The sequence below is a fragment of the Lentzea terrae genome (assembly GCF_003265345.1).
GTDB lineage: Bacteria > Actinomycetota > Actinomycetes > Mycobacteriales > Pseudonocardiaceae > Lentzea > Lentzea terrae.
This window is the reverse complement of sequence record NZ_QFWW01000013.1, coordinates 27,979-45,485: the sequence shown is the minus strand read 5'-3', so window position 1 is coordinate 45,485 and position 17,507 is coordinate 27,979. Positions and strand designations below refer to the sequence as shown.

Sequence of the window (17,507 nt, the reverse complement as noted above, 5' to 3'; positions counted from 1 at the left end):
ATCACCGGGCGGAGGGACATGTTGTGGCCGCTCTCGGGCATGACGACCAGGCCCTCAGCCGCGTCCCTGACCAGGCGCGACACCCGTGGTTGTCAGTCGCGACCCAGCGCTTCGGGCAGACGACCGCGCTGAGCCAGTTGTTGCTGGGCGCGACACTCGGGTTCGGCATGACGTTCTGGGACGCGTTCGTCGCGCTCACGATCGGGGCGGTGCTGCTCAACGCCATCGCCATCGCGGTCGGGATTGTCGGGCAACGCGAAGGGCTGTCCACCGCGATCCTGACGCGCTGGACCGGGTTCGGGCACGCCGGTAGCGCCATGCTCGGGCTGATCATCGCGCTCAGCTGCACCGGGTGGTTCGGGGTGCAGACCGGGCTGGCCGGGGTCGCGCTCGCGGACGTCACCGGGGTGTTGGCGGCGCCGGTCTGGTCGCTCGTCTTCGGCATCGTCGTCACGGTCATCGCGGTGTATGGCGTGCGGTGGATGGCGTGGACGGCTTACGTGGCGGTGCCTGCGTTCCTGTTGCTGCTCCTGTGGTTGGTGCTCACGCAGGTCGACGACATTCCCGCCGCGCTCAGCAGCGCGGCGCCGGGGCCGGCCATCGGCATGGTGACCGCGGTGACGCTGGTGACCGGCAGTTTCATCGTCGGGGCGGCCATCGCACCGGACATGACGCGCTTCAACCGCAACGAGTGGGACGTGGTCAAGCAGACGGTCCTGGGCATCACGCTGGGCGAGTGGGTGATCAGCCTGGCCGGCGTGCTCATCGCGCACGGTCTGGGCACGACGGACATCATGAGCGTCATCAGCGAGTCCAGCGGCTGGATCGGGGCGCTGGTGGTCGTCACGGCCGTGCTGAAGATCAACGACTGGAACCTCTACTCGGCGTCGCTGGGGCTCGTGAACTTCTTCGACGCCGTGTTCGCGGTGCGGATCAGTCGGGCGCAGGTGACGGTCATGGTCGGGTGCGCGGGCAGCTTTCTCGCCGCCGCCGGGATCGTGCACCAGTTCAGCCACTTCCTGGTGTTGCTGGGCGTGGTGTTCCCGCCCGTCACCGGGATCATGATCGCCGAGTACTACGTCGTGCGGCGCTGGCGGAACGAGATCATCTCCACTCGGCCGCACGTGCCGAGATCAGCTCCGAGCTGGGTGCCCGCCACGGTGGTCATCTGGCCGGCCGCTGCGGGGATCGGTGAGTTGCTGCCGTTCGGGCAGTCCAGTGTGAACTCCCTCGTGCTCGCGTTCGCCCTCTACGTCTCAGCTGGGCGATTGGACCTGCTGCGGATGAGGACGCGGAGGGCTACCAACCGTAAGGTGGTCGGGGAAGCGTCGGCCGCCTGAGGGGTGGGTGCGCAGAAATGCACATCGGGATCGACGTCGGCGGCACGAACACCGATGCCGTCCTCGTCGAGGGACGGCGGGTGCTCGCCGAGTGCAAGACGACCACCACGGTCGACGTGACGAGCGGGATCATCAAGTCGGTCAACGGACTGCGCGCGGCCAGCGCGTTCGAGCCGGCCGAGATCAACGCCGTCATGATCGGCACGACGCACTTCGTCAACGCCGTCGTCGAGGGCAGAGGGCTCGCGCAGACGGCGGCGGTGCGGCTCGGACTTCCCGCCACCAAAGCACTTCCGCCGTTCGTCGACTGGCCGCAGCGGTTGCGGCAGGTCATCGGCGGGCACTCCTACCTCTGCCACGGCGGCCACGAGTACGACGGGCGGATCATCTCGCCGCTCGACGAGGACGAGCTGCGCGCCGTCGCCGCGGACATCGCCGCGAAGGGTGTGCGGTCGGTCGCCATCTCGTCGGTGTTCTCGTTGGTCAACGGCGACTTCGAGCGGCAGGCGGCGGAGATCCTGACCGCCGAGGTGCCGGACCTGCTGGTCAGCTTCTCCCACGAGATCGGGCGGCTCGGCCTGCTGGAGCGGGAGAACGCGACGATCATCAACGCCGCACTGCGCGAACTGGCCGAGCAGATCGCCGACGGGCTCACCGAATCGCTGACGGCACAGGGCATCGACGCACCGCTGTACCTGAGCCAGAACGACGGCACGCTGATGGACCTCGAGTACGCGCGCTGCTACCCGGTCGCCACGTTCGCCTCCGGGCCGACGAACTCCATGCGCGGCGGAGCTTTCCTGTCCGGATTGGACGCATGCGCGGTGATCGACGTCGGCGGCACGACGACCGACGTCGGCATGCTGCAGAACGGTTTCCCGCGCGAGGCGTCGTCCGAGGTGCTGATCAGCGGCGTGCGCACGAACTTCCGGATGCCCGACGTGCTGTCGGTCGGGCTGGGCGGCGGCAGCGTCGTGCGCGAGCAGCAAAATGGCATCGAGGTCGGCCCGGACAGCGTCGGGTTCCGGTTGTGCGAGCAGGCTTTGGTGTTCGGCGGCGACACGCTCACCGCCACGGACATCGCGGTCGCCGCCGGCCTCGCCGACATCGGAGATCCCAAGCTCGTCAAGAACCTCGACCGCACGCTCGTCAGTTCGGTGATCGACCACGTGTGCGACCAGATCGCCTCGCACGTCGACCGCATGAGGACGTGCCCGGCGCCGTTGCCCGTGGTGCTGGTCGGCGGTGGCAGCGTGCTGGTGCCGGACGAGATCGAGGGCGTCAGCGACCTGATCAGGCCGGAGCATCATGCGTTCGCCAACGCCATCGGCGCCGCGATCGCGCAGGTCGGCGGCGAGGTCGACCGCGTCTTCGCGATCGACCCGAGCCGGCGCGACGAGGTGCTCGACTCGGCCCGGCAGGAGGCCGTGGACAAGGCCGTGGCGGCGGGCGCGAAGGCCGACAGCGTGCGGATCGTCGAGGTCGAGGAGATCCCGCTGGCGTACCTGCCGGGCAACGCGAGCCGCGTGCGCGCGAGAGCGGTGGGCGATCTCTTGCTGGAGGACGCCCCGAGGAGGGCGCGTGCGTGAGATCGGGCTCGACGAGCTGAAACACCTCGCCCGCGGTGCCGCGATTCTCGGCACCGGCGGTGGCGGCGACCCGTACATCGGCAGGCTCGTCGCGGAACAGGCCCTGCGGGAGTACGGGCCGGTGCTCGCGGCCGAGTTGCACGAGGTGCCGGACGACGCGCTCGTCGCGGGCATCGGCATGATCGGCGCACCCACCGTGATGATCGAGAAGCTGCCCGCCGGCGAGGAGGCCGTCACGGCTTTCCTGACGCTGCAACGGGAAATCGGCCGCCCGATCACGCACGTGCTGCCGATCGAGGTCGGCGGGATGAACTCGCTCGCACCGTTCCCGGTGGCCGCGTCGCTCGGCCTGCCGGTGCTCGACGCGGACTGCATGGGCCGCGCTTTCCCGATGGTGCAGATGGTCGTGTGCACACTGGACGGCGTGCTGGCCAGGCCGCTCGCGATCGCGGACGAGAAGGGCAACTCGATCGTCCTCGACGTCCGCGACAACCACTGGGCGGAACGGCTCGCGCGCTCGGCCACGATCGGCATGGGCTGCACCGCGCTGATGAGCAGCTTTCCCATGTCCGGCAAGCAGGCTCGCGACATCACGATCCCCGGCACGCTCACCCTCGCGTCCCGGCTGGGGCGGCTGGTGGAGGAGGTGCGACGCCGGCACGTCGACCCGTGCCAGGCCATCGCGGAGTTCCTCGGTGGCCGGGTGTTGTTCACCGGCAAGGTCGTGGACGTCGTGCGCGCCAACGATCCCGGCTTCGCCAAGGGGGAGGCGTGGCTGGAGGGATTCGCCGCGCACGACGGGGCGAACTGTCGGCTCGCGTTCCAGAACGAGCACCTCGTGGCGTCCTGCGACGGGAAGGTCGTCGCCTCCGTGCCGGACCTGATCTGCGTGCTCGACGCCACCGGCGAACCCGTGCCGGCCGAGCGGTTGCGGTACGGGCAACGCGTCACGGTCGTCGGCGCGCCGTGCCACCCGCGCTGGCGCACTCCGGAGGGCCTCGCTCTGGTCGGACCGTCCGCCTTCGGCTACTCGCACGCCTACACACCTCTCGGGGCGTGAATCTCCACTACAGTCCCGCCCCATGCACCTGCTCCAGCCCGACGAGGTCGACCGGCTCGCCCTGGGCGTGGTCATGCTCGGCAGTGGTGGTGGAGGTGGCGAGCACGAGACCCACGCGTTCGCGGCGATGCTCCGGCAGGAAATGCGGCAAAGCGGACCGGTGATGGTTTTGTCGCCGGAAGAGGCCGATCCGGACGGGTACGGCGCGCGGGTCGGGTTGATCGGCGCGCCGACCGTGATGATCGAGAAGCTGCCGTCGGGGCAGGAGGCGGAAGACGCGCTGAAGGCGTTGCAGGCGCACGATTCCACGTCGGTCACCGCCGTCATCGGTTGGGAGGTCGGCGGGTGCAACGGGCTGTTGCCGCTGATCCTGGCCGCACGTCTCGGGCTGCCGTACGTCGACGTGGACGGGATGGGGAGAGCGTTCCCACGGATCGACCAGACGACCTACGACGCGGCCGGGCTGCCCACGACCCCGTTGGCCATCACGGAACCCGGCGGAAACCGAGCGGTCCTCGACGCGACCGGCATCGAGAAGCTCGCGCGCACGGTGATGGTCGACTTCGGCGGCTGGGCGATGATGGTCGCGAAACCGTTGAAACTCGCAGACGCTCTCAAAGCAGGCATAACCGGCTCGCTCGCGAGGGCGCTGGAGCTCGGCGAGATCTGGTCGCAGCAAACGCTTTCGGTCGACGAACGCGCGAAGGCTTCCGGCGGTTTTCGCGTGGCGCGGGGAAAAGTCGTCGAAGTGTGGCGTGAGTCCGTCGGGGACTTTCCTCGCGGAACGGTGGCGCTGCGCCTCCTGGACACCGACGATGCGTATGTGCGCCTGGAGATGCAGGGTGAGTACCTCGTCGCGCTCGCGGACGGCGAGCCGCTCGTGACGACCCCTGATCTGCTGTGCTGCCTGGACGCGGAGTCCGGCAAACCGGTGTCGACCGAGCGGCTCAGGTTCGGTGCGGTCGTCGATGTGGTAGCGCTCCCATCACCGCCGCGGTGGGTGCGCCGGGAAGTGCTCGGCCGGGTCGACCCGCGGGCGTTCGGCTACGACCTCGACTACCTCCCGTTCCGGGACGTGTCGTGATCGACGACGCCGACTCGCTGACCGTGCGCGATCTGCTGGAGATCGGCGTGCTGGGCGAGGCGTGCCTGCTGGCGGGCGAGCGCGGCGTCGACACCGAGGTCGCCGACGTGCGGCTGGCCGCGGACATGACGGCCGTCGAGGCGTGTTCGGCCGGCGATCTGGTGATCCTCACGGGGCACCAGCCGTACCTCGTCGAACTGGCGTTGCGCCGTGCCTACAGCGCCGACGTGCGGGCCGTCGTGCTCGTGCGTCCGCCGACCGGCAGCTACCAACCTCCTTCCACCGCAACGATCTCGTTCGCGAACCGGCTGGGCGTGCCGCTGCTGCAGACCAAGGCCGACGATCCGTTGCTGGTCGCCGACTCGTTGCGCACGGCCGTCCGCCGCCCAGAAGTCGCCGCCGCCCGGCTGCTCAACGCCGTGACCGCGCGGCTGGGCCGGAGCAAGCCGGATCCGCGGTCGGTCATCACGATCCTGTCCGGCGAGCTGCACGTGACCTGCGCGGTGATGAGCGCGGACGGCACGGCGATCGAGGGCGTCTCCCCACCGGGCCTGCCGCCGGACCTGCTGGTCGGCTCGGTCGCCACGACGGTCGAGCTGCCGGAGGGCGTCGCGGTGGCGGTGCCGGTGGAGACCGACCGGACCGGGCACGTGCACCTGTGGCTCGTCTCGCACACCCGCGGCCGCAACAAGCGCTGGGCCGAGACCGTGCAGCAGATCAGCCAGGTCGCCTCCTGGGCCCTGGGCAACTGGGTGGCCGCGGAACGCCTCGAAACCGAGCGCAGGGCCCGTTCCCGCGGCTCGCTGCTGGCCGAGTTGCTCACGGCGGGCGACGACGTGCCACCACAGCTCGTGCAGCAGGCGATTCTCGCGGGCTGGCGCCTCGACGGCTGGCACACGGGCGTCTACGCGACGCCGAACCCGCCGTCGCCGGGTGTTCTGGACGCCGCCCACACCGAACGCCTGCGCGTCGAACTGTCCCGGCGCGGCCTGCACGGCCAGCTGGTCGAGGGCGCGGAGGGCTGGTCGTTCTGGCTGACCAACGACGCCGAGCCGCCGCAGTCGCAGCACCGCGAGCTGACGGCGAAGCTCGCCCAGGCGCTGGGCAACTGCAACCTCGTGGCCGGCGTCGGGCGTCCGCATCCGGGGGCTTCCGGCGTGGGACGGACGTTGGCCGAGGCGCGTGAGGCCGCGGCGATGACCGGGACCGCGAAGGTCGTGCACATCGACGAGCTGGGCGTGCGGCGGTTGCTGTCGATGGCGGCGGAGACACCGGCGTTGGTGGAGCAGGCGGCGCGGCTGCTGGAGCCGTTGGCGGGCGTGGAGGACGGGCAGCTGCTGCGCACCCTCGCCGTGTACCTGGACGAGGAGTCGGTGACGTCGACGGCGGCCGTGCGGCTGAAGGTGCACCGGAACACGGTGGCGCAGCGGATCAACCGGGCTGAGCAGCTGCTCGGCGTCAGTCTGCTCAATCCGGACGAGCGGCTGGCGGTGCACCTCGCGTGTCGGGCATTGCGCGCGTCGGACGAGTGAGCTAAGTCGGTACGAACGCGGGCAGCACGGCGTCCACTTCGAAGCCACCGTCGTCCGTGGGGCCCGCGGTGAGGGTGCCGCCGACCATCTCGACGCGGCCGCGCAGGCTGGACAGACCGGATCCGGGGACAGCGATGTCCGGTGTGGACGCCGGGGCGGTGTTGCGGATGACGGCACGGACGCTGCTCGGTCCACAGTGGATGGTGATCTCGGTGTGCGCACCGGGCGCGTGCTTGTGCACGTTCGTGAGGGATTCCTGGACCACGCGGTACATCGTGCGGCGGACGGCGGGGGAGATGATGTCGGCGTCGCCGTGTTCGGTGAGGGTCACTTCCAGGCCCGTGGCGGCGGAGTCGGCGACCAGGTTGGCCAGGCGGTCGGGGAGCACGTCCGGGGGGATGCGGGCGGTGCGGCCGGAGCGCAGGACGCCCACGAGGTCGCGGAGTTCCTCCAACGCCTGGCAGCCCGCGGTGCGCAGCTCGTCGGCGGCCTTGCGGACGTCGTCGTCCTTGGCGGCCACCTTCAACGCGCCGGCGTGCAGGACCATGAGGTTGAGGCGGTGGGTGACCACGTCGTGCATCTCGGCGGCGAGCCTGGTGCGTTCGTCGGTGCGGGCTTGTTCGGCGCGCAGTTCGCGTTCTGCTCGTTCGGCGCGATGGGCGAGCTCGCGACGGGCCACCAGGTAGAGGCCTGCGAGGACGGCGATCGCGAGCACGCCCAGGGAGGCGGCGGTGTCGCCGGCGTCGGGGGCGGCGAGCGGGTGGAAAGCGATTGCCGCGTCGCGCTTCACGCGGCTGACGATACTGCCGGGTAGGTGTCGCGGATCACCTACGGGAGCAGGGCGAGGACCCTACTTTCGCAGGTGGCGGGCACCGGTTGATCCGCCTGCCGGACGCGCGCGTCCGTTCGCCGCGTCAATCCCTTCTGAACAACGCGGTCCACAGGAAGGCCTTGCCGAACCCGGGGGAATCCGGTGGCTGGTCGGTCATCTGGCGCAGCTCGACCTCGGTGAGGTTCTGGAAGATCCACCGCAGGTCGTCTGGGTGGTGGCCGGGGCGGACCAGTCCGCGCTCCAGGTAGCCGGACGAGGTTCTCGTCCGGCTTCGTCACGAAGAACGGGACCTCGCGGTCCCGATCCTCGCAGCACCCTCAGAGGCCGCCTTCGCTGAGCCTCTTGCGGTACCCGCGCGCCCCCTCGGAACCGACGTTCTCGTGGTAGTCGATGCCCGCGGCGTTGGTCTGCACGTGGTAGTAGCAGGCGCCCCACAGGCTGCCCGCCACCGAGTCGTCGAAGTGGATCAGGCTCCCGTACTTGTAGCCCTTCTGGTACGGGGTGAGGCGGGTGGTCCTGATCGAGTACTCGGTCGCGATCACCGGCTTGCCCGGCCACTTCGAGGCGCACCGCGAGAGAGTTTCGGCGTAGGTCAGCTCGTTCCACTCGCCCTGGCGGGTGAAGCTGCCGTCGTCGGGATTGCTGTAGAAGTGCACGCCCACGAAGTCGCACTTCTTGATGGCGTTGACGAAGTTCGGGTTGCTGTACCAGGTGTCGGGGTTCGTGCCCTTGTTCGGCGACAGTGCGGTGCCGCAGATCTTGGCTCCGGGGAAGGTCTCCCGGATGCGGTCGATCGTGACGCCGAGGTTGTAGCCGTAGACCCACGGGTCGGCGACGCGGATGTTCGGCTCGTTGCCCAGTTCGATGATGCACTTGTCGGCGCCGGAGCGGATCCGCTTGTACTCGAAGAAGCGCGAGTCGCGGATTTCGGCGACCGCGCGGTTCGGGTCGATCACGTTGTCGGTGTCGCCGGTGACCGTGCGAACGATGAGGAAGTTCGTCGCGCCGGCGGCGGTCCACACGTGGTCCGGGTAGTTCGCCCACGGGCCCGGCATGCCCCAGCCGGTGACGACCTTGGCGAGGTTGGCCCCCTGGTTGTTGATCGCGTCGATCCACGTCTGGTAGCCGTCGGTGAGCAACGGGCCGTGCGCGCGGTAGTGCGGGGCCGCCGAGGCCTGGCCCGGCAACGAGGCCACGCCCACCGCCGCGATGGCGCCCGCCGCCAGCTTGCCCATCGCTCGGCGGCTGTACTGCTTCTCGCCGGCCATCGCCGGTCTCCCTTCGTCGAGGAACGACGACAGGCAACCGCGCCGGGGTATGAGGCCCGGTATGCGACCGGTATGTGGCACGTGACCTAACGTGTGGCCGTGCTGGCGCTTTCGGTGTTGTTGCTGGTGGCCGTGCTCGTCTGCGCGGTCGTTCGACCGTGGGGCTGGCCGGAGGCGGCGGTGGCGGTGCCCGCGGCCGTCCTCGTCGTGCTGGTCGGCGCGTTGCCCGTCGAGCACGCGGTGGACGAGGCGGTGCGGCTCGGGCCCGTGATCGGGTTCCTCGCCGCCATCCTCGTGCTGGCGCAGCTCTGCGACGACGAGGGCCTCTTCCACGCCTGCGGCACCTGGATGGCGCGGGCGTCCGGCGGTCGGCCGCGGACGTTGCTGGGCGGCGTGTTCGTCACGGCGTCGGTGATCACGGCGGTGCTGAGTCTCGACGCCACGGTCGTGCTGCTGACGCCGGTGGTGTTCGCGACGGCGGCCCAGCTCGGGGTGCGGCCGAAACCGCACGTCTACGCGTGCACGCACCTGTCGAACAGCGCGTCGCTGCTGCTGCCGGTGTCGAACCTGACGAACCTGCTGGCGTTCGCGTCGAGCGGGCTGAGCTTCACGCGGTTCGCGGCCTTGATGGCGTTGCCGTGGGTGGTGGCCATCGCCGTGGAGTACGTGGTGTTCCGGCGGTTCTTCCGGACCGATCTCGACGCGCCGGTGCACGCCCCGGCCACCCGTCCGGCGGCCGAACTGCCGGTGTTCGCACTGGCCGTGGTCGGGCTGACGCTGGCGGGGTTCGTGGTCGCGTCGGTCATCGGCTTCGACCCGGCGTGGGCGGCGTGTGCCGGTGCCGTGGCGATGGCGGTCCGTGCGCTGGTGCGGCGCCGTACCTCCGTGTTGAAGATCGTGCGGTCCGCATCGTTGCCGTTTCTCGCGTTCGTGCTGGGCCTTGGTGTCGTGGTGCAGGCGGTGGTGGACAACGGTCTCGACGACCTGCTGAGGCACGTCGTGCCGCACGGCAACGGCTTGCTGGGGTTGCTCGGGCTCGCGGCGGTCGCGGCGGTCCTGGCCAACGTGATCAACAACCTGCCCGCGGTGCTCGTGCTGCTGCCGCTGGTCGCGCCGTTCGGGTCCGGCGCGGTGCTCGCGGTGCTGCTGGGCGTGAACCTTGGCCCGAACCTCACCTACGCCGGGTCGCTCGCGACGTTGCTGTGGCGGCGGATCGTGCACGACCACGACACCGAGGTGAACCTGCCGGAGTTCACCAGGCTCGGCCTGCTCGCCGTGCCTGCCACGCTGGTCGGCGCCGTCGTGGCACTGTGGGCGTCCCTGCACGTGATCGGAGGTTGACCATGACCGTCGTCGTGTGGATCGCCGACGACACCTGGCAGTCCAGCGTGGACGCGGCCCGTGCGCACGGCTCCGACTTCCTGCTGCTGCACGTGAGTGATCACGACGTGCCCGGCGCCGCCCACGGTGCGTTCGCCGGGCTGTTCGGCCGCAGTCAGCCCGCGCGAGATCCCGGCAGCCGGTTGGACGAGCTCGCCGCCGATCACGCTGCCCAACTGCTGGCGGCGGCCGCGGAACGGCTGGGCGTTCCGTGTGCGACGACCGCACGGGTGGGCCGGGTCGAGCACGAAGTCGTTGCGGCTGCTCAGGACGCCTCACTGCTCGTGCTGTGCCGGGACGGCGACGTGAGCCACGCCGGTCCGCGCAGTCTCGGCCCGGCGACGCGGTTCGTCGTCGACCACGCGCCGTGCCCGGTGCTGTTGGTCTGGCCCGACTAACTTGCGTGCACGAAAAATTGCGGGTACGCATGTAGGTATGCGAGCAAAGGGAATTGCCTACGACACCGGTTTTGTCCGCCATGGGGAGATCTCCGTGCCGGAGTTCGACCTCGGCGTGGTCACGCGGGATCTGACGGTCATCCGGGACGACCTGCACTGCAACGCCGTCCATCTGGTCGGCGGTTCGCCGGAACGGCTGGAGCAGGCCGCGCGCATCGCGGCCTCGCTCGGCCTGGAGGTGTGGTTCTCGCCGTACCCGCTGGAGCTGACGCAGGCCGAGATCCTGGAACTGTTCGTCGACTGCGCGCGGCGGGCCGAACGGATCCGGGCGGACGGCGCCGAAGTCGTGTTCGTGGCGGGCGTCGAGCTGAGCGTCATGAACGACGGGTTCCTGCCAGGAAACGACGTCATGGACCGGGTGAACAGGCTGCTCGGCCACCCCGAGCGGATGGGGGAGGTCAGCGCGCGGCTCAACGAGTTCCTGGCGAAAGCGGTCGCGGCGATTCGCGCCGAGTTCCGGGGCAGGCTCACGTACGCCTGCATCCAGTTCGAGCGGGTTGACTGGAGCCTGTTCGACATCATGTCGTTCGAGCTGATCCGGTCGGCCGAGGTCGCCGACCGGTACCAGGAGGCCGTGCGCAGCCTGGTGGCGCAGGGAAAACCGGTGGCGATCACCGGGTTCGGCACGGCGGCCTGGCGTGGTTCGGGTGCCGTGGCGCCGCGCAGCATGGAGATCGTCGAGCACGACGAGGCCGGGCTGCCGGTCCGGGTGCGGGACGGTCATGTCCGCGACGAGGAGGAGCAGGCCACGTACCTGCGTGAGCTGCTGGAGATCTTCCAGGCAGAGGACGTGGACGGCGCATTCGTGTACATGTTCGCGCTCGCCAACTATCCACATCGGCCGGACGAGCCGAGCCGCGACCTCGACCTGGCGAGCCCTGGGATCGTGAAGGTCTACGACGACCTGCACTGGGAGCCCAAGGCCGCGTTCGGTGCCGTCGCCGAAATCTACGCGCGGATCTGAGCACCGCTTGCCACAATTGCGCTCATCATGAGCAGCAGGCTGCGTGCGATCGCCCGCGACACCGTCGAGATCTCGGAGCGCGGCTCCTACTCCACCGCTTCGGGTGACGTGCCGATCGCCGTCACGCCGGCCGTGTTCGGGACTCGGCTCCACCTGCCTGACGACGAGTTGTCCTTGCCGCCGCAGGGCGACCTCCCGCTCGTGGACGTCACCAACGAGTCCACTTTGGAGGCAACACGCCGGCTCGGTGGCGACATCGCCGCCCTGGTGTTCGCCTCCGCGCGCAACCCCGGCGGCGGGTTTCTCAACGGTGCACAGGCTCAGGAGGAGAGCGTCGCGCGGGCGTCGGCGCTCTACCCCTGCCTGCTCGCAGCCGGTGACTTCTACCGGTATCACCGCGCGCACGAGGATCTGACGTACACCGACCGCGTGATCTACTCGCCACAGGTGCCGGTTTTCCGCGACGACAAGGGAAACCTGCTTTCTGAGCCGTACCCGGTGTCGTTCCTGACCGCCGCGGCGCCGAACCGGTCGGCGATCGTGCGGAGCCAGCCTGAGCGCGCCGACGGCATCCCGGCTGCGCTGAGGCAACGAGCGGTGCGGGTGCTGCAGGTCGCGGCCGCGCACGGGCACCGACGGCTCGTGCTGGGGGCCTGGGGGTGCGGGGTGTTCGGCAACGAGCCGGCCGTGGTGGCCGAGACGTTCCGGGACGCCCTGCGGGAGAACCGGTACTTCGACCACGTGGTGTTCGCGGTGCTCGACCGGCAGCGGGGAACGCCCGTGCTGCGTGCCTTCGAGGGGCTCAACTAGCGCTCTGACCTGCAGTGAGCCAAAGTGATGCCACGCTGAGCCAGAATCGCTTGCCTGTGGTGCCACCGCGTGCCATAGTGATGCCATGGATCTGACCCCGTATGTGGCATCGCTTGGTCGCGAGCTGCTGACCGCCGTCGAGACCGGCGGCGACGAGGCGAACGCGCTGGTCGAGCGGTTGACCGTGTCGATGGAGTCGGCGATCCGGCTGGCGCTGCTCGAGGCGCTGTCCGCCGCCGCCGACGAGATCACCGCGGACCTCGCGCCGGACTCGGTGCAGGTGCTGCTGCGGGGCAGGGACCCGAAGTTCGTCGTGACGCGCCGGCCGGTCGAGCAGCCGGCCGCCGCCGCGCCGGAGCCCGTCGCGGCACCCGCCGAGGACGTGGCAGCCGGCTTCGAGGACGGCACCACCGTGCGCATCAACGTCCGCCTGCCCGAACCGCTCAAGGCCGCGATCGACGAGGCGGCGGCCAAGGAGGGCCGCTCGGTCAACGCGTGGCTCGTGCGCGCCGCGTCGGCCCAGCTCTCGCCGAAGTCCGGCAGCGAACCGCTCCCCGGTGGGCCCGCGCCCGCGTCGCAGCGTTTCGTCGGCTGGGTCCGCTAACACCACCAGTTTCACTGCACGTCTCTGACCTGCGGAGACGCTTTTCCGGCACCTTCTGAGGGGACAGCCATGCCTTCTTACGACACGTATGAACCGATTTCCGTACTGCTCGACGTCTACGCGGGCTTCGTCCAGATCCTCGCGAGCGACCGCCTCGACACCGTGGTCGACGTGCGTCCGTCCGACCCGGAGGACGCTTCCGACGTCGAGGCCGCGCAGAAGACCCGTGTCGACTACGCCGACGGCGTGCTGACGATCCGCGGGCCGAAGCGGACGTTCGACTTCTCCAAGAAGACCAGGTCGGTCGACGTCGTGATCGAGCTGCCCACGGGGTCCAAAGTGGATGCCGACGTGACCGCGGGCAGCACCCGCACCACCGGTGTGCTGGGGGAGACCGAGATCGACATGTCGGCGGGCCACGTCCACGTCGACCGCACCGGGCCGTTGAAGGTCGACACCGGCGCCGGTCAGGTCCGCGTCGGAGCAGTGACGGGCAACGCCGAGGTCAAGACCGGCAGCGGGCACGTCCGCGTCGGCTCGGTGGCCGGGTCGTTGACGGTCAAGAACTCCAACGGCAACACCGAGATCGGCACGGTCGACGGTGAGCTGCGGGCCCGCGCGGCCAACGGCGACATCACCGCCGAACGGGTCGGTGGCGCGCTGGAAGCCAAGAGCGCCATGGGATCGCTCATCATCGGAGAGGTCGTGCGCGACACCGCCTCGCTGAGCACCGCGATGGGCAGCATCGAGGTCGGCATCGCCCAGGGCACCGCCGCGTGGCTCGACACCAAGACCAGCTTCGGCCGCGTGCACAACTCGCTCAGCGGCAGCGAAGGCCCCGGCGACGCCGCCGAGACGGTCAAGATCACCGCCCACACGTCCTTCGGCGACATCACCGTCCGCCGTGCCTGAGGGGAACTCCATGAACGCGATCACGGCCACCGGCCTGCGCCGCTCGTACGGCGACCAAGAGGTGCTCAAGGGCGTCGACCTGAACGTCCAGCGCGGCACCGTCTTCTCGTTGCTCGGCGCGAACGGTGCCGGCAAGACCACCACGGTCAAGATCCTGTCCACCCTGATCAGGGCCGACAGCGGCAGCGCGACGGTGGCGGGCCACGACCTCGTCCGCGACCCGGACGCCGTGCGCGCCGCGATCGGCGTCACCGGCCAGTTCTCCGCCGTCGACAACCTGTTGACGGGCAGGGAGAACCTGAAGCTGATGGCCGACCTGAACCACCTCGGTCGCACCGAAGGAAAGCTGAAGGTCCAGCTGCTGCTGGAACTGTTCGACATCGCCGACGCGGCCGACAAGATCGCGTCGACCTACTCCGGCGGCATGCGGCGCCGGCTCGACCTCGCGATGACGCTGGTCGGGTCGCCGCAGGTGATCTTCCTCGACGAGCCGACCACCGGCCTCGACCCGCGCGGCCGCCGTGCCATGTGGGAGATCGTGCGGCGGATCGTGGCGGACGGCGTCACGATCTTCCTCACCACCCAGTACCTGGAGGAGGCCGACGAGCTCGCCGACCGGATCGCGGTGCTGGACCACGGGAAGATCGTCGCCGAGGGCACCGCGGACGAGCTCAAGCGCCGCATCCCCGGCGGGCACGTCCTGTTGCAGTTCACCGAGCTCCGCGACCTGGAGTCCGCCGCGCGGGTCATCGGCTCCGCGTCCCGCGACGGCGAGGCGCTCGCCCTGCGGGTGCCCAACGACGGCAGTGTCCGCTCGCTCAAGGCGTTGCTCGACCGGCTCGACCAGAACGCGGTCGCGGTCGACTCGCTGAGCATGCACACCCCCGACCTCGACGACGTCTTCCTCGCCCTCACCGGCAAGCCCGAAACGGTGACCCACTCATGAGTTACGCACTGACCGACTCGGCGACGATGATCCGTCGCAACCTCAAGCGTGTGATCCGCTACCCCTCGATGACGTTCCAGCTCCTGCTGATGCCGGTCGTCTTCCTGCTGCTGTTCGTCTACGTGTTGGGCGGCACGCTCGGCGCCGGGATCGGGGGACCCACCGGCGGACGCGCGGAGTACCTCAACTACGTCACCCCGACGATCATCCTGATGGCGATCACCTCGGCCGTGCAGGGCACGACCATCTCGATCGCCCTGGACATGACCGAGGGCATCGTCGACCGGTTCCGCACCATGGCCATCGCCCGTGTGTCCGTCCTGACCGGACATGTTGTCGGCAGCCTGGTGCAGACCGTGCTGAGCATCTCGTTCGTGCTCGGTGTCGCAGTGCTCATCGGCTTCCGCCCGAAGGCGAACGCGGTCGAGTGGCTCGCGCTGATCGGCCTGCTGGTGGCCATGGCCTTCGCGCTCATCTGGCTGTCCGCCGCGCTCGGGCTCGCGAGCAAGACCGTCGAGGGATCGAGCAACGTCGGCCTGCCGCTGATCCTGCTGCCCTTCTTCGGCAACGGTTTCGTGCCGACCGACTCGATGCCGACCGTGCTGCGCTGGTTCGCCGAGTACCAGCCGTTCACCCCGTTCATCACCGCACTGCGCGGGCTGTTCATGGGTACGCCCATCGGCAACAACGGCTGGATCGCGCTGGGCTGGTGCGTCGTCATCGGCTTCGGCGGCTACCTCTGGTCCAAGAAGCTCTTCAACCGCGAAGCCATCCGCTGAACCAGCCGAAAGAGAGCACTGCCATGCTGCACGGCCTTCCCATGGACCGCGACGTCACGCCGTTCGACCCGCCCAGCCAGATCACACAGGTGCGCTCGACCCGTCCGGTCAGCCCGATGCTCTTCCCCGACGGTCACGAGGGCTGGCTCGTCACCGGCTATGACGCGGTACGAGAAGCCTTAGCGGACACCAGGTTCAGCTCACGCCAGGACCTGGGCATCCTGCACGTGCCGTACCCGACTCCGGGCATGCCGGAGCAGACCGAGCCGTCCCCGCAGACGCCGGGACTGTTCATCAGCATGGACCCGCCGGACCACACCCGGTTGCGGCGCAAGCTCACCGGGGCGTTCACCGTCAAGCGGATGAAGGCCCTGGAGGAAGGCATCATCGAGATCACCGAACGGCAGCTGGACGAGCTGGCGAAGCTCACGCCGCCGGTCGACCTGGTGCAGGCGTTCGCGCTTCCGGTGCCGTCTTTGGTGATCTGCGAGATGCTCGGCGTGCCGTACGCGGACCGCGAGACGTTCCAGTCGAACTCTTCCAAGTTCATGGAGCGGGACGTGAACCTGGACGACAAGATGGCCGCGTACATGGCGATGCACACGTACCTGTACGAACTGGTCAGCAGCAAACGCGCCGAACCCGGTGACGACCTGCTGTCCGACCTGGCCCGCGACGAGGACCTCAGCCTCGAGGAACTCACCGGCATGGCGTTCCTGCTGCTGCTCGCCGGCCACGAGACCACCGCGAACATGCTGGCGCTGGGCACCTTCGCACTGCTGGAGCACCCGGAGCAGCTGGCCGCGTTGCGCTCGAACCCCGAGCTGATCCCGGACGCCGTCGAGGAACTGCTGCGCTACCTGACCGTCGCCGACATCTTCTTCCGTTACGCGGCAGAGGACATCGAGTTCCACGGGGAGACGATCCGCGAGGGCTCGACGGTGATCCTGTCACTGCTGGCGGGCAACCACGACCCCGCGAAGTTCGAGCACGGCGACGAGTTGGACGTGCACCGCAACTCCCGCGGGCACCTGTCGTTCGGGCACGGTGTGCACCAGTGCCTCGGGCAGCAGCTGGCCCGCATCGAGATGCGGGCCGGGTTCGAGGGGCTGCTGCGCCGGTTCCCGAGCCTTCACCTCGCGGTACCCGCCCGCGAGGTGAAGCTCAGGACCGACATGAACATCTACGGCGTCCACGCCCTGCCGGTCAGCTGGGCCTGAGGCCACTGACCGGGCTTCACGACCTCATACCGTGAAGCCACCGTCGGCATTGATGCTGGCGCCGGTGACGTACGCACCGGCGTCCCCCGCAAGTGCCGCAACGACTTCAGCGATTTCCTCCGGCTGGCCGTAACGGCCCAGCGCGGTCAGCCCGCGAATGGTGTCCGCCATCGGGCCGTCCGCCGGGTTCATGTCGGTGTCGGTCGGACCGGGGTTCACGATGTTCGCGGTGATACCGCGCGGCCCCAATTCACGGGCCAGGCCCTTCGTCATGCCGATGAGCGCGGTCTTGCTGGCGGAGTAGAGCGCGAAGCCGGGAAATGGCGCGTACACAGCGACATTGCTGCCGATGCTGATGATGCGCCCGCCCTCGTGCATGTGCCGCACCGCTGCCCTCGCCGCGAGGAACGGCGCCCGCACGTTCACCGCCATCGTTCGGTCGAACTCTTCTCTCCCAAGCTCTTCCAACGGCCCCACCTGGAACACGCCCGCGTTGTTCACGAGGACGTCGAGCCGTCCGAACTCCGCCGCGGCCGCGTCCACCGCCGCCACCACGGCATCGGGGTCCTCGCTGTCCGCCTGGATCGCGAACCCGTTGTCCGGCTTGGTGTTCTGGTACGTCACTGCTACTCGCGCGCCCAGGTCGGCGAGCTTGCGCGCCACAGCGGCCCCGATCCCGCGGCTTCCGCCGGTGATCAGGGCCGCTTTTCCGTCAAGTGATCCCATGTG

Annotated in this window: 17 protein-coding genes; 14 read left to right on the top strand and 3 right to left on the bottom strand. The window is 69.4% G+C overall.

What is annotated here, in order from left to right; all coding sequences use genetic code 11:
• Window positions 1-23 precede the first annotated feature (23 nt).
• The 5 genes from DI276_RS18845 to DI276_RS18825 are packed head-to-tail and all read left to right on the top strand — an operon-like array spanning window position 24 to window position 6,605.
• Window positions 24-1,340: a purine-cytosine permease family protein gene (locus tag DI276_RS18845; protein WP_112265134.1), complete on the top strand. Its 1,317-nt coding sequence runs from the start codon at window positions 24-26 to the stop codon at window positions 1,338-1,340.
• A gap of 17 nt (window positions 1,341-1,357) precedes the next feature.
• A complete protein-coding gene (locus DI276_RS18840) occupies window positions 1,358-2,929 on the top strand; it encodes a hydantoinase/oxoprolinase N-terminal domain-containing protein (protein ID WP_112265132.1) in 1,572 nt (523 codons plus the stop codon).
• On the top strand, window positions 2,922-3,989 hold the full coding sequence (locus tag DI276_RS18835; RefSeq protein ID WP_112265130.1) for a DUF917 domain-containing protein: 1,068 nt from the start codon (window positions 2,922-2,924) through the stop codon (window positions 3,987-3,989). The genes DI276_RS18840 and DI276_RS18835 overlap by 8 nt, the downstream gene beginning before the upstream one ends.
• A gap of 22 nt (window positions 3,990-4,011) precedes the next feature.
• The gene (locus tag DI276_RS18830) at window positions 4,012-5,073 is read left to right on the top strand and encodes a DUF917 domain-containing protein (RefSeq protein ID WP_112265128.1); all 1,062 of its coding nucleotides are present in this window, start codon (window positions 4,012-4,014) and stop codon (window positions 5,071-5,073) included.
• Window positions 5,070-6,605 (top strand): helix-turn-helix domain-containing protein, encoded by a 1,536-nt coding sequence (locus DI276_RS18825; protein WP_112265126.1) that lies wholly within the window; start codon window positions 5,070-5,072, stop codon window positions 6,603-6,605. Before DI276_RS18830 ends, DI276_RS18825 begins: the two co-directional genes overlap by 4 nt.
• 1 nt (window position 6,606) lies before the next feature.
• Here the strand turns inward: DI276_RS18825 and DI276_RS18820 are convergent, their stop codons facing one another.
• The gene (locus DI276_RS18820) at window positions 6,607-7,395 is read right to left on the bottom strand and encodes a sensor histidine kinase (protein ID WP_232836753.1); all 789 of its coding nucleotides are present in this window, start codon (window positions 7,393-7,395) and stop codon (window positions 6,607-6,609) included.
• A gap of 359 nt (window positions 7,396-7,754) precedes the next feature.
• Complete coding sequence (locus DI276_RS18810; protein WP_112265122.1) at window positions 7,755-8,705, bottom strand: glycoside hydrolase family protein; 951 nt, start codon at window positions 8,703-8,705, stop codon at window positions 7,755-7,757.
• A 99-nt stretch (window positions 8,706-8,804) separates the two neighbouring features.
• Between DI276_RS18810 and DI276_RS18805 the strand changes: the two genes are divergently transcribed.
• The 9 genes from DI276_RS18805 (at window position 8,805) to DI276_RS18765 (ending at window position 16,778) form a co-directional block, all read left to right on the top strand.
• Entirely contained in the window at window positions 8,805-10,046 is a 1,242-nt protein-coding gene (locus DI276_RS18805) for an SLC13 family permease (protein ID WP_198680743.1), read from the top strand.
• 2 nt (window positions 10,047-10,048) lie between these two features.
• The gene (locus DI276_RS18800) at window positions 10,049-10,483 is read left to right on the top strand and encodes a universal stress protein (RefSeq protein WP_112265118.1); all 435 of its coding nucleotides are present in this window, start codon (window positions 10,049-10,051) and stop codon (window positions 10,481-10,483) included.
• Window positions 10,484-10,520: 37 nt separating this feature from the next.
• A complete protein-coding gene (locus DI276_RS18795; RefSeq protein ID WP_112265116.1) occupies window positions 10,521-11,507 on the top strand; it encodes a hypothetical protein in 987 nt (328 codons plus the stop codon).
• A 27-nt stretch (window positions 11,508-11,534) separates the two neighbouring features.
• A complete protein-coding gene (locus DI276_RS18790) occupies window positions 11,535-12,317 on the top strand; it encodes a TIGR02452 family protein (protein WP_112265114.1) in 783 nt (260 codons plus the stop codon).
• Window positions 12,318-12,402: 85 nt separating this feature from the next.
• Window positions 12,403-12,921 (top strand): ribbon-helix-helix protein, CopG family, encoded by a 519-nt coding sequence (locus DI276_RS18785; protein WP_112265112.1) that lies wholly within the window; start codon window positions 12,403-12,405, stop codon window positions 12,919-12,921.
• 69 nt (window positions 12,922-12,990) lie between these two features.
• Complete coding sequence (locus DI276_RS18780) at window positions 12,991-13,833, top strand: DUF4097 family beta strand repeat-containing protein (protein WP_112265110.1); 843 nt, start codon at window positions 12,991-12,993, stop codon at window positions 13,831-13,833.
• A 10-nt stretch (window positions 13,834-13,843) separates the two neighbouring features.
• Window positions 13,844-14,779, top strand: a complete 936-nt coding sequence (locus tag DI276_RS18775; RefSeq protein ID WP_112265108.1) for an ATP-binding cassette domain-containing protein — start codon at window positions 13,844-13,846, stop codon at window positions 14,777-14,779.
• The gene (locus DI276_RS18770) at window positions 14,776-15,558 is read left to right on the top strand and encodes an ABC transporter permease (protein WP_112265106.1); all 783 of its coding nucleotides are present in this window, start codon (window positions 14,776-14,778) and stop codon (window positions 15,556-15,558) included. Before DI276_RS18775 ends, DI276_RS18770 begins: the two co-directional genes overlap by 4 nt.
• A gap of 23 nt (window positions 15,559-15,581) precedes the next feature.
• Complete coding sequence (locus tag DI276_RS18765) at window positions 15,582-16,778, top strand: cytochrome P450 (protein WP_198680742.1); 1,197 nt, start codon at window positions 15,582-15,584, stop codon at window positions 16,776-16,778.
• Window positions 16,779-16,802: 24 nt separating this feature from the next.
• Here the strand turns inward: DI276_RS18765 and DI276_RS18760 are convergent, their stop codons facing one another.
• On the bottom strand, window positions 16,803-17,504 hold the full coding sequence (locus DI276_RS18760; protein WP_112265104.1) for an SDR family NAD(P)-dependent oxidoreductase: 702 nt from the start codon (window positions 17,502-17,504) through the stop codon (window positions 16,803-16,805).
• Window positions 17,505-17,507 lie beyond the last annotated feature (3 nt).

Excerpts from the sequence above, each read along its gene's own strand:
- DI276_RS18840 (WP_112265132.1), top strand. The coding sequence starts at position 1,358 with ATGCACATCGGGATCGACGTCGGCGGCACGAACACCGATGCCGTCCTC.
- DI276_RS18830 (WP_112265128.1), top strand. The coding sequence starts at position 4,012 with ATGCACCTGCTCCAGCCCGACGAGGTCGACCGGCTCGCCCTGGGCGTG.
- DI276_RS18810 (WP_112265122.1), bottom strand. The coding sequence starts at position 8,705 with ATGGCCGGCGAGAAGCAGTACAGCCGCCGAGCGATGGGCAAGCTGGCG.
- DI276_RS18800 (WP_112265118.1), top strand. The coding sequence starts at position 10,049 with ATGACCGTCGTCGTGTGGATCGCCGACGACACCTGGCAGTCCAGCGTG.
- DI276_RS18795 (WP_112265116.1), top strand. The coding sequence starts at position 10,521 with ATGCGAGCAAAGGGAATTGCCTACGACACCGGTTTTGTCCGCCATGGG.
- DI276_RS18790 (WP_112265114.1), top strand. The coding sequence starts at position 11,535 with ATGAGCAGCAGGCTGCGTGCGATCGCCCGCGACACCGTCGAGATCTCG.
- DI276_RS18785 (WP_112265112.1), top strand. The coding sequence starts at position 12,403 with ATGGATCTGACCCCGTATGTGGCATCGCTTGGTCGCGAGCTGCTGACC.
- DI276_RS18780 (WP_112265110.1), top strand. The coding sequence starts at position 12,991 with ATGCCTTCTTACGACACGTATGAACCGATTTCCGTACTGCTCGACGTC.
- DI276_RS18775 (WP_112265108.1), top strand. The coding sequence starts at position 13,844 with ATGAACGCGATCACGGCCACCGGCCTGCGCCGCTCGTACGGCGACCAA.
- DI276_RS18770 (WP_112265106.1), top strand. The coding sequence starts at position 14,776 with ATGAGTTACGCACTGACCGACTCGGCGACGATGATCCGTCGCAACCTC.
- DI276_RS18765 (WP_198680742.1), top strand. The coding sequence starts at position 15,582 with ATGCTGCACGGCCTTCCCATGGACCGCGACGTCACGCCGTTCGACCCG.
- DI276_RS18760 (WP_112265104.1), bottom strand. The coding sequence starts at position 17,504 with ATGGGATCACTTGACGGAAAAGCGGCCCTGATCACCGGCGGAAGCCGC.